Origin of the sequence: Bradyrhizobium barranii subsp. apii, assembly GCF_011516635.5 — a bacterium.
Taxonomy (GTDB): domain Bacteria; phylum Pseudomonadota; class Alphaproteobacteria; order Rhizobiales; family Xanthobacteraceae; genus Bradyrhizobium; species Bradyrhizobium barranii.
This window is the reverse complement of the sequence record NZ_CP096255.1, coordinates 7,932,538-7,942,500: the sequence shown is the minus strand read 5'-3', so window position 1 is coordinate 7,942,500 and position 9,963 is coordinate 7,932,538. Positions and strand designations below refer to the sequence as shown.

Here is a 9,963-nt window from a genome sequence, read left to right as displayed (position 1 = left end):
TGGGCCGGACCTGATCCGCCTGGGGTAGTCTATGCCTATGCACCGGGCCGCGGCGCCGTTCATGGCTTGCGGCTGCTGGAGGGCTATCGCGGCATCATCCACTGCGACGGCTATCAGGCTTACAAGACCATGACCCGAGAGACGCGTGCGGACGCCCTGTCCGGGACGCTCGCCTTCTGCTGGTCGCATCTGCGGCGCCAGTTTGTGAAGATCGAGCGGGAGGCTGCGCCTGCGCCAGCTCCGGTTGCCCGCGAGGCTCTTGAGCGCATCGCCCAGCTTTACGCGGTCGAGAAGGCCCTCCGCGGCCGATCTGCGGACGAGCGCCGTGCTGGCCGACAAGCGCATACCCGGCCTCTGGTTGCAGCCTTGAAGCAGTGGTTTGAGGCCAAGCTCGATCACCTTGCGCAGAAGAGCGACACGGCGAAGGCTTTGCGCTATGCACTACGTCATTGGGACGGCCTGACGCTCTATCTTGATGATGGGCGCATCGAAATGGACACGAATGCTGTCGAGCGTGCGATGCGACCGATCAAGCTCAACGCCAAGAACTCTCTTTTTGCCGGTTGCGACGAAGGCGCCGGGAATTGGGCATTGCTGGCTTCGCTCATTGAGACCTGTAAGCTCAATGGCGTCAGTGCCGAGCACTGGCTCGCTGACGTTCTCGCCAAGCTCGTCAATGGTTGGCCTGCAGCGCGACTGGACGAACTGCTTCCCTGGGCGTCGACCTATACGATGCATACACGCGATCCGAGGCTGGCGGCATGAGCCTGAACACGACCGCGGTCCGGATCAAGGTGACCCTCAAGGATGTGAAGCCGGAGGTGATGCGTCGCCTTGTCGTACCCGTCACCCTGCGCCTTGATCGGCTGCATCTGACGCTTCAGGAGGCATTCGGCTGGACGAACAGTCACCTCTTCGAGTTCTTTGCTGGTGAGGCACATTGGGGGATTCCCGACCCCGACAATGATTACGGTCACCAGCCCATGGATGCCCGCAAAGCGCGGCTGTGCGATATCGTTCGCGAGACCGGCGCCAAGACGATCCACTATCTCTATGACTTCGGCGACAGCTGGGACCATGTGATCAAGCTCGAAAAATGGTTCGAGAACACCACGACGGAGGGGCTTCCCTTCCTGCTCGAGGCCGCCGGTCGTTGTCCTCCGGAAGACGTCGGCGGTGCGCCAGGCTATGCCGAATACCTCGCCGCCATCAGCGACCCCGCCCATCCCGAGCACGGACACATGCGCCTCTGGGGCCCGGAGCGGTTCGATCCCAACGTCGTCGACCGGAAGGCACTCGAAGCCGCCGTCAACGCGTTGTCCGACACAAGGAAGCCGCGGCGACGCGCCACGCGAACAAAATAGGCGTCAAGCGCCATTCAAAAGGGCCGCAGAGCTACGCTTACGGTCGGCAAGCAGATGGATTGCATGCAGAACAATGTTTGGTGATCGCACGAGCCACCACAGGGTTGTGATCATTCAGCCATGATCGGCCCTTAGCAGACGCAAGCGGAGTTCATGCGCAGTTCATTCCAGGCTCCCTAGTTTTTCCGTCGTCGAGACCTTCGATCGCCAAGACCTTCCGCTGACAACACCAACCATCCCCTTCAGGAGGAGACTCCCATGCCAGCATTGCTTCGTCCCGCCCTCACCGCGTTCGGCGTCGCGTGCCTTCTGTCCGCCGCATCGCTTGGCTCCTCCGGCGCCGCGTTCGCGCAAGCCAAGCAGGCAGCGCCGGCTCCGCAGGCGGCGCCCGCGCAGGCGCCTAGCCTCAAGCAGATCGCGCTGACCGACAAGCAGCTCGACGGCGTGCTCGCCGCGCAGAAGGACATGGATGCGATCACGGAAAAGCTGCCGGAGAACACCGCGCCCGACCAGAAGGTGATCGGCCAGCTCGACGGCGTTGCCAAGAAGAACGGCTTTGCCGGCTATGACGATTACAACAACGTCGTCGACAACATCAGCCTCGTGCTCGGCGGCTTCGATCCCGCGACCAAGAAATATGTCGGCACCGAAGCCGTCATCAAGGCGCAGATCGCGCAGGTCCAGGCCGACAAGAAGATGCCGGCCAAGGACAAGAAGGAAGCGCTCGACGAGCTCAACGAAGCGCTGAAGACGCCGGCGCCGCAGGTCGAGAACAAGGCCAACATCGATCTGGTCGGCAAGTACTACGACAAGCTGGTTGCCGCGTTGGGCGACGATCAGAATTGAGCGCTATTACGGCAAGCGTGCGCCACACCCACAGCTGTCATGCCCCGGCTCGACCGGGGCATCCAGTACGCCGCAGCGGATGTGGTGAGAGCGAGCTCTCCAATATGGGCCTCTGGAATACTGGATCGCCCGGTCAAGCTGGGCGACGACACCATTGGTGTGGTTCGGGCTCTCGCCTCATCGCGCTCTTGATCCCGAAACAAAAAGCCCCGGAGACATCTCCGGGGCTTTCGTCGTTTTCAGGTCAGCTGCGCCAGCCGCTATCTCACGTCCGCGTCCGCATACGCATCATGAAGCTGTCGTAGCTGAGCTCGGCGACCTGCATCCAGGCGAGCGACTCGTTCCTGAACGCCGACAGGCTCGTGTACATCTTGTTGAAGTGCGGATTGGTCTTGCTGAGATCGGCGTAGATCTCGTTGGCGGCGTTGTAGCAGGCCTCCAGGACTTCCTGCGGGAACGGCTTCAGGACCGCACCGGCCACCAGCAGGCGCTTCAACGCAGACGGGTTGACGTAGTCGTATTTGCCGGTGACCCAGGTGAAGGTATCGCGTGAGGCCATCTCGACCACGGCCTGATAGTGCTTCGGCAGCGCGTTCCACTTGTCGCGATTTATGACGTTGTGGCCCTGGCCGGTGCCTTCCCACCAGCCCGGATAATAATAGTATTTCGCGACCTTCACGAAGCCGAGCTTCTCGTCGTCATAGGGCCCGACCCATTCGGCGGCGTCGATCGTGCCCTTCTCCAGCGCCGGATAGATGTCGCCGCCCGCGATCTGCTGCGGCACGCCGCCGACCTTGGCGATGATCGTGCCGGCGAAGCCGCCGACGCGGAATTTCAGTCCCCTGAAATCCTCCATCGACTTGATCTCCTTCCGGAACCAGCCGCCCATCTGGGCGCCGGTCGAGCCGGTGGGAATGCCGACCGTGTTGTATTCCTTCAGCAGGTCGTTGAGCATTTCCGTGCCGCCGCCGAACAGCAGCCAGGAAATATGCGCCCGCGTGTTCAGTCCGAACGGCAGCGAGGTGCCGAACGTGAAGGCGGGGTTCTTGCCCCAGTAATAATACAGCGCCGTGTTGCCCATCTCGACCGTGCCGTTCGAGACGGCATCGAGCACCTGCAGGCCCGGCACGATCTCGCCGGACGCGAACGGCTGGATCTGGAATTTGTTGTCGGTGGCCTCGGCCACGCGCTTGCAGAAATATTCGCAGCCGCCATACAGCGTATCGAGCGCCTTGGGCCAGCTCGCGGCGAGCCGCCATCTCACTTCCGGCGAAGATTGCGCGATGGCCGGCGCAGCAACCGCTGTGCTTGCCGCCAGGCCAGCGCCTGTCACTTTTAGAAATTCACGACGTTTCATGCGTATCCCTCCGTTGTGCCGATTGCTCGACTAAGGGAACGATCTTCGTGTCGTCTTTTGCTTCGCCGAGAACCGAACTTGTCTTTGGTGAAGGTGTGAGTGTGTCCGACGGCCCTTTAGGGCTCTTTGTGGATCCCGTACGTTGCGGTTCCGCCCATCAGGATGACCGGTCGCCTTGCGATAATCAAGCGTCGTCGGAACGCTCGCAGTTGCGAAGCCGATGGGGACAACCAGGTTTGGTCCGAAACCAGAACCAAAGCACGTAAAACCCCGGAGATGGCAGCATCTCCGGGGCTTCTCCGTCTTTAGTCGTGTGAGCCGCTCAGCGCCTCACGTCTTGGTCCGCATCCGCGCCATGAAGCTGTCGTAGCTCAGCTCGGCCACCTGCGTCCAAGGCAACGAGTCATTCTTGAACGCGGTCATGCTCGCATGCATCTTGCCGAAATGCGGATTGGTCTTGGACAGGTCGGCATAGATCTCGTTGGCGGTGTTGTAGCAGGCCTCGAGCACTTCCTGCGGGAAGCCCCTGAGGATCGCGCCGTTCACGATCAGCCGCTTCAGCGCCGGAGCATTCACCGCATCGTACTTGCCGGTGATCCAGGTGAAGGTGTCGCGTGACGCCGCGTCGATCGCCGCCTGATAGTGCTTGGGCAGCGCGTTCCACTTCTCGATGTTCATGATGTTGTGGCCCTGGCTCGTGCCTTCCCACCAGCCGGGATAGTAGTAGTACTTCGCGACCTTGGCGAAGCCGAGCTTCTCGTCGTCATAGGGACCGACCCACTCGGCCGCGTCGATGGTGCCCTTCTCCAGCGCCGGATAGATGTCGCCGCCGGCGAGCTGCTGCGGCACGCAGCCGAGCTTGGCGAGGATCGTGCCGGCAAAGCCGCCGATACGCATCTTCAGGCCCTTGAGGTCATCGACCGTCTTGATCTCCTTCCTGAACCAGCCGCCCATCTGCGCGCCGGTCGATCCGGTGGGGATGCCGTAGACGTTGTGCTCCTTCAGGAGGTCGTTGACGAGATCCTGTCCGCCGCCCCACAGCAACCAGGAAATCTGCTGGCGCGTGTTCAAGCCGAACGGGAGGGCAGTTGCGAACGTGAATGCGGGGTTCTTGCCCCAATAGTAATAAAGCGCGGTATTGCCGATCTCGACCGTGCCGTTCGACACGGCGTCGAGCACCTGCAGGCCCGGGACGATCTCGCCCGCCGCAAAAGGCTGGATCTGGAATTTGTTGTCGGTAATGTCGGCGACCTGCTTGCAGAAATATTCGCAGCCGCCATAGAGCGTATCGAGGGCTTTCGGCCAGCTCGTGGCGTAGCGCCACCTGACCTCGGGCGACGACTGCGCGATCGCGGGCGCAGCCACTGCTGTGCTCGCGGCCAGGCCGACGCCTGTCACCTTCAGAAAATCACGACGTTTCATGCGCATCCCTTCCATTGCGTCGATGCATCGACCAGGGAACGATCTTGCTGTCGTCTTGTCTTCGTCGAGGATCGACGTTCTCTTGTTGAGATTTGTTGAGCGTTTCCGAATGGCCCTGATGGGCTCTTGTTGCTGGAAGCCGAGCGTTGCGGTTCCGTCAGCAAGGATGACCGGACGCCCTGCGATAATCAAGCCTGATGCCTTCCTCGCAAGTGCGAACGCGGGCCAGACGCAAGTCGGAACCATCAGCGATCTGCTACTCGATTAGGCAATAACAAGGGAGGCTCGCGCATGACGGGCAAAAAGGTCGTGGTCGCTGGGGCAACCGGTCTCGTCGGTAACGCCGCGTTGCGACACTTCGGCACATCCGAGCCTTCAGAAGTTGTGGCGCTGTCGCGACGCAAGCCGCGCGACCTCTATGGCGCCCGCCACGTCCCGATCGACCTTACCAGCGAAGCCGATTGCCGCCGTGCCGCGGCCGAGCTTCAGGGCGCCACCCACCTGATCTACGCCGCTCTCTACGAGGCGCCACAGCTCGTCGATGGTTGGCGCGATCCGCAGCAGATCAAGACCAACGATTTGATGCTGCGCAATTTGATGGCCGCGCTCGAGCCGGTCGCGCGGGACCTCAAGCATGTCGCCTTGCTGCAAGGCACCAAGGCCTATGGCGTTCACGTCCGCCCCTTGACGGTGCCGGCGCGCGAAGGCCGCTCCGAGATGTACGAGCAGCCCAACTTTTATTGGGCGCAGGAAAATTTCCTGCGCGAGCTCCAGGCCGGGAAAGCCTGGCACTGGAGCATCTTGCGCCCCGTTCTGATCGTCGGCCTCGCCATGGGGGGCGCCATGGATCTGATCCCGCCGCTCGGCGTCTATGCCGCGATGCTGCGCGAGCAGGGCAGGCCCCTCGACTTTCCCGGCGGCGCCGCGCGGGTGGCGCAGGCCGTCGACGTCGATCTCCTCGCGCGCGCGATCGCCTGGTCGGGCGAGGCCAAGGCGGCACAGAACGAAGCCTTCAACGTCACCAATGGCGATGTCTTCACCTGGGAAAACATCTGGCCCGCGGTGGCCGACGCGCTGGAGATGAAGCCCGGCAAGCCGATCCCGCTATCGCTCGCCAAGGAGTTTCCCAATTGGGTCTCTTCTTGGGACGCGTTGCGACGCAAGCATGACCTCGTGTCGCCGGACCTCGCCGACTTCGTCGGCCTGTCGTTCCAATACGCCGATTACAGCATGCGCTACGGCCAGACCGAGTCCGGTCCGCCCTCGATCGTCTCGACCGTGAAGATCAACCGCGCCGGCTTCACCGAGATGATGGACACCGAGGACATGTTCCGGAAGTGGTTCAAGCAAGCCAAAGATAGCCAGCTGCTTCCATAGAGATCGTTACTACGAAGGCAGTGCGCTCCCTCTCCCGCTTGCAGGGCCGGAGGTCGGGGCCGTTCCTACACCCAGTCGTGCACCCACCGCGCGATCTGGATGCTAATTCTCGGCGAGAGCCACAAGCCAGCACAAAACAGGCGGCCCCTTTGGGGCCGCCTGAGCTGTTTAACGTCAGAGCAGATGACCTACTGGCAGAGATGCTGGAGGCCGTCGCTACCCTTGAAATAGGTGCCGGGCCGGCAGACGATGCCGTTGCGGGCAGCATACGTACTCCAGCTGCCGTTCCAGCCCATCCCGCCGTACGACATACCGGGCGACATGGCGTAGGAATTGCCCCAGCTGCCGACAGTCGCGTCCGCTGCTGCTGGCTGGCGATATGCCGTTCGCCGAGTTGATGGCCGAACTCGATAGTCGGGGGTGGTCCCCGTTCCAAGACCCGTGCAGCTGGCGAATTCAGCTTGGCATGCGTCCGGATTGGAGTTGTACCACTGCGCCTGTACAGCAGAGCTGGACAGGGCAGATGCCACAACAACGACCGCACCAAGAATTTTCAGATTTATCATGGATTGCTCCTTACGGTTGGACCGTGGTGCAAGATGCCACGTGTGTCAGTACCCGGTTTTTTTGCGCGCAAAACATCAAATCGACGTGACACGTTCGGCGAGCACGAACAGAACGAGCATCCCGGTGTCATTCTTCGCCACCATGCATATTTCAGTGATCGTGAGCAGCGATTTCGCGCGATCATGAGCGCCGAATTCAGACGATCGTGAGCAGCCTCGCTCCGGCCGAGGCGGTGATAGGGTCAGCGTTCTGGCTGCTCGTCAAGGGTGATGGTTTTGGCGTTGCGTTTTCGCATGCTTTCGCCAGCAAGCTGGAGGCGGTGAGCGTTGTGGACGAGGCGATCCAGAATCGCGTCGCCTAGCGTGGGATCTCCGATAACTTCGTGCCATGTGTCCACAGGGAGTTGGCTGGTTACGATGGTGGAGGAGCGGCCATGGCGATCGTCAAGGATTTCCAGTAGATCGCGCCGCTCGGCAGCGGTGAGCACCGACAATCCCCAATCATCCAAAATCAGAACCTGGGCGCGGCCAAGGGTTTTGAGCAAGCGGGCATAACGTCCATCGCCCCGCGCGAGCCCCAACGCTTCGAACAATCTTGGGACGCGGTGATAGAGGACCGAGCGATTATCTCGGCAGGCCTTGTGGCCGAGGGCACAGGCTAACCAACTTTTGCCCAATCCGGTCGCCCCGGTTATGAGCAAATTCTCGTGGCGATCGATCCAGTCGCCGCTGGCGAGCTTGGCGAAGACGGCCCGGTCGATACCCCGCGGCGTGCGCAAATCGACGTCCTCCACGCAGGCATTCTGGCGGAGCGAGGCCAGCTTGAGGCGCGTGGTGAGCCGCCTGGTGTCGCGTTCCGCCGCTTCCCGGTCGACCAGCAGGCCGATGCGATCTTCGAACGGCAAGGCTTCGAGATCAGGCGATCGTCGCTGCTCCTCGAAGGCCTTGGCCATGCCGCTCAAGCCGAGCTCGATCAGGCGTTCGTGGGTGGGATGGTTGAGCATACAGGTCTCCTTGGCTTCAGTGAAAATAATCGCGGCCGCGGATGTTGCCGTGGCGCAGGGGTTGGTGTTCGGAGGGCTCGTCGAGAAAGGTACGATCCAGACCGTTCTGGAGGATGGAGCGGATCGAGGCGACGGATCGCGCCTTGATCAGAATGCCGCGCCGGCAGGCCGCTTCGACGCGCTCCGCGCTGTAGCTTTTGACCAGTGACAGAATGCCGAGGCAGGTGCGAAAGCCTTGCTCGGGATGCGGCCGGGCCGCGATCACGGCCTGGAAGAAGGCGGCGGTCGACGGACCGATCCGCTCGCCGGCGACGATCACTCCGGCGGGCGTCCATTGACCGTAGCGCCGATGGGCGCTGGGCATATGGTCGGCGATGGTGGTGTGGCCCCGCCGGTTGGGCGCGCGGGCGTGGCTGGCGATCCTGCGGCCGTTGTGGAAGATCTCGACCGTTCTGTCATCGATGCGTGCGTCGACAAGCTCACGGATGAGCCGATACGGCGCGGAATACCAGTGTCCATCGATCTCGATATGATAGTCGGGGCCGATCCGGCATCGCTTCCAGCGTGCGAAAGCGTAAGCCTGGTCCGGCAGCTTTGTAAGCTTGGGCTTGTCGAGCTCGGCGAACAGTTCGGCGCGACTGGCGCCAAAGTCGCGCATCTGCCTTGCATTGAGTTCGACGACGAGTGTTTTGATGGCTGCGTTCAGCTCCGCCAACGAAAAGAAGCGTTGGTTGCGCAGCCGCGCCAGAATCCATCGCTGGGCGACTTGCACCGCAACTTCGACCTTTGCCTTATCTTTTGGGCGCCGCGGCCGGGCTGCGAGAATGGCCGTGCCGTAATGGCTCGCCATCTCGGCATAGGTTCGGTTGAGGCCGGGATCGTGGCGGTCGGGATTGGTGACGGCGGCCTTGAGATTGTCGCAGACTACGAATGTCGGCACGCCGCCGAGGAAGGCGAAAAGATTGATGTGGACCCGGATCCAGTCGGCGAGCCCCTCGCTTGGACAGGCCTCGGCATAGGTATAGTTGGAGGCGCCCATCGCCGCGACGAACAGCTTCATCGACTGCACTTCCCCGTTTGAGGGATCGATGACGTCGATGGTGTCGCCGGCGAAATCCACGAAAACCTTCTCGCCGCCCAGATGCGTCTGCCGCATCGAAGGCCGGGCTCGCCCCTTCCAGGCCTCGTACGTCGTGCAGAACCAGGTGTAGCCGAAGCCATCGGGATGGGTGGCGCGATACTCGTCCCACAGCAGCCGACGGGTCACGTTGCGTCGGCGCAGCTCCTTGTCGACATAGCCCCAGTCGGGAACGGCCCGCTGGGGGCTCTGCGACGCAGGCCTCGGCGCCGGGAAAAGCAGCAGCTCCAGGTCCTCGTCGCTCATTCCGGCCGGCAACGGCCACTTCAGCCCGGCAGCCCCGGCTCGGCGTAGATAGCTGTGCACGGCGCCGTTGCTGATGCCCAAGGTGCGCGCGATGGCTCGCTCCGGCAAGCCTTGAACATGTTTTAAGCGGAGAACCTCTTTGATCCGGCGCATCGACAATCTCTGGGTGGGCATCGGCCTTCCTCGTTCACTGACGAGGCAGTTCCTAAGCCGGTTGAGTTGTCGGCCGAAGCGGGCTGAGTTGCTGAAAAGCTGCTCACGATCCCGCGAAATCCGTGCTCACGATCGTCTGAAATCTCTGCTCACGATCCCCTGAAATCCGTGCTCACGATCCCGCGAAACATGCACCACCATCCTGACACTGCTCGGCCCGGCCATTGGCTTCTCGGGGCTATCAATCGCTGTGACCAGCGCAAGAATTTCGAGGAGGCCGAAGCCAACGCCATCGTGGTCGAATAGGACGCAACCTGCTGCGATCATGAGTCCGCATACGGTTGGACATGGCGCGGGCTGCGGCCGATGCCGGCTTTTGATCGAGAAGCCGAACTCAAGGTTCAACATTCACCGCTTTGGCATAGCTACACTTCATCTATAATTCTCTCCCGTGGATCAGCTACAGGAGGCAAGAATGAAGCGATCAATT

General features: G+C 61.9%; 9 protein-coding genes (1 of these 9 only partly in view). 4 read left to right on the top strand and 5 right to left on the bottom strand.

All coding sequences use genetic code 11. From position 1 onward, the window contains the following. The 3 genes from tnpC to HAP41_RS38085 form a co-directional block, all read left to right on the top strand. A protein-coding gene (gene tnpC, locus HAP41_RS38095) for an IS66 family transposase (RefSeq protein ID WP_166055670.1) crosses the window boundary here: on the top strand, positions 1-765 show its end. Its footprint begins 801 nt before the window's first position; the window shows 765 of its 1,566 coding nt (coding positions 802-1,566); the start codon falls outside the window, past its left edge; the stop codon is at positions 763-765. Next, complete coding sequence (locus HAP41_RS38090) at positions 762-1,364, top strand: plasmid pRiA4b ORF-3 family protein (RefSeq protein ID WP_166055583.1); 603 nt, start codon at positions 762-764, stop codon at positions 1,362-1,364. The genes tnpC and HAP41_RS38090 overlap by 4 nt, the downstream gene beginning before the upstream one ends. Before the next feature lie 258 nt (positions 1,365-1,622). After that, a complete protein-coding gene (locus tag HAP41_RS38085; protein ID WP_166082267.1) occupies positions 1,623-2,210 on the top strand; it encodes a hypothetical protein in 588 nt (195 codons plus the stop codon). Between the two features lie 265 nt (positions 2,211-2,475). Here HAP41_RS38085 and HAP41_RS38080 read toward each other — a convergent pair whose 3' ends face one another. Together HAP41_RS38080 and HAP41_RS38075 are read right to left on the bottom strand one after the other, a co-directional pair. Then, complete coding sequence (locus HAP41_RS38080; protein ID WP_063985767.1) at positions 2,476-3,567, bottom strand: TRAP transporter substrate-binding protein; 1,092 nt, start codon at positions 3,565-3,567, stop codon at positions 2,476-2,478. Positions 3,568-3,897: 330 nt separating this feature from the next. Next, positions 3,898-4,989: a TRAP transporter substrate-binding protein gene (locus HAP41_RS38075; RefSeq protein WP_063986726.1), complete on the bottom strand. Its 1,092-nt coding sequence runs from the start codon at positions 4,987-4,989 to the stop codon at positions 3,898-3,900. A 291-nt stretch (positions 4,990-5,280) separates the two neighbouring features. Here HAP41_RS38075 and HAP41_RS38070 point away from each other — a divergent pair, with 291 nt between their 5' ends. Then, positions 5,281-6,366, top strand: a complete 1,086-nt coding sequence (locus HAP41_RS38070) for an SDR family oxidoreductase (RefSeq protein WP_166082290.1) — start codon at positions 5,281-5,283, stop codon at positions 6,364-6,366. 188 nt (positions 6,367-6,554) lie between these two features. Here the strand turns inward: HAP41_RS38070 and HAP41_RS38065 are convergent, their stop codons facing one another. The 3 genes from HAP41_RS38065 to istA all read right to left on the bottom strand — a co-directional run bounded on the left by HAP41_RS38065 (position 6,555) and on the right by istA (position 9,494). Beyond that, positions 6,555-6,932: a hypothetical protein gene (locus HAP41_RS38065; RefSeq protein ID WP_166082315.1), complete on the bottom strand. Its 378-nt coding sequence runs from the start codon at positions 6,930-6,932 to the stop codon at positions 6,555-6,557. A gap of 242 nt (positions 6,933-7,174) precedes the next feature. Then, on the bottom strand, positions 7,175-7,936 hold the full coding sequence (gene istB, locus HAP41_RS38060; protein WP_166063422.1) for an IS21-like element helper ATPase IstB: 762 nt from the start codon (positions 7,934-7,936) through the stop codon (positions 7,175-7,177). 16 nt (positions 7,937-7,952) lie between these two features. Beyond that, positions 7,953-9,494 carry an IS21 family transposase gene (gene istA, locus HAP41_RS38055; protein ID WP_166063394.1) on the bottom strand — a complete coding sequence of 514 codons (1,542 nt, stop codon included), beginning with the start codon at positions 9,492-9,494 and terminating at the stop codon, positions 7,953-7,955. Between the last annotated feature and the right edge of the window lie 469 nt (positions 9,495-9,963).

What these genes read in the sequence shown, in the direction of transcription:
- istB (WP_166063422.1), bottom strand. Translation starts at nt 7,936, where the DNA reads ATGCTCAACCATCCCACCCACGAACGCCTGATCGAGCTCGGCTTGAGC.
- HAP41_RS38065 (WP_166082315.1), bottom strand. Translation starts at nt 6,932, where the DNA reads ATGATAAATCTGAAAATTCTTGGTGCGGTCGTTGTTGTGGCATCTGCC.
- HAP41_RS38090 (WP_166055583.1), top strand. Translation starts at nt 762, where the DNA reads ATGAGCCTGAACACGACCGCGGTCCGGATCAAGGTGACCCTCAAGGAT.
- HAP41_RS38085 (WP_166082267.1), top strand. Translation starts at nt 1,623, where the DNA reads ATGCCAGCATTGCTTCGTCCCGCCCTCACCGCGTTCGGCGTCGCGTGC.
- HAP41_RS38080 (WP_063985767.1), bottom strand. Translation starts at nt 3,567, where the DNA reads ATGAAACGTCGTGAATTTCTAAAAGTGACAGGCGCTGGCCTGGCGGCA.
- HAP41_RS38075 (WP_063986726.1), bottom strand. Translation starts at nt 4,989, where the DNA reads ATGAAACGTCGTGATTTTCTGAAGGTGACAGGCGTCGGCCTGGCCGCG.
- istA (WP_166063394.1), bottom strand. Translation starts at nt 9,494, where the DNA reads ATGCCCACCCAGAGATTGTCGATGCGCCGGATCAAAGAGGTTCTCCGC.
- HAP41_RS38070 (WP_166082290.1), top strand. Translation starts at nt 5,281, where the DNA reads ATGACGGGCAAAAAGGTCGTGGTCGCTGGGGCAACCGGTCTCGTCGGT.